Annotated in this window: 1 protein-coding gene; it reads right to left on the bottom strand. The window is 70.4% G+C overall.

The annotated features are described in order from the left end of the window. A partial coding sequence (locus IG69_RS0119620; protein WP_157577756.1) for an IS3 family transposase occupies positions 1 to 321 on the bottom strand: 321 nt, incomplete at both ends.

The following is a 321-nucleotide window of genomic DNA, read 5'->3' as shown; positions in this document are numbered from 1 at the left end:
GACGACGAACGCGACGTACACCCACCCTGACCAGGTCGAGACGTACGTGATGTCGGCGACCCACAACCGGTCCGGCGCGGCCGGGGTGAAGTTGCGGCTCACCAGGTCCCGGGCCCGCTCGGCGGCCGGGTCGGCGACGGTGGTGCGCTTGACCTTGCCGCGGACCGCGCCATGCAGGCCGTGAGCTTTCATCAGCCGCTCCACGGTGCAGCGGGCCACCGGGTGCCCTTCCCGGTTGAGCTGGAGCCACACCTTTCGTGCGCCGTACACCGAGTAGTTCGCGGCGTGCACCCGGCGGATCTCGGTCAGCAGCTGCTCGTC

The organism is Phycicoccus jejuensis (assembly GCF_000720925.1).
Taxonomy (GTDB): Bacteria; Actinomycetota; Actinomycetes; order Actinomycetales; family Dermatophilaceae; genus Phycicoccus; species Phycicoccus jejuensis.
The sequence above is the reverse complement of the archived record's forward strand: the minus strand, read 5'-3'. Positions and strand labels throughout refer to the sequence as shown.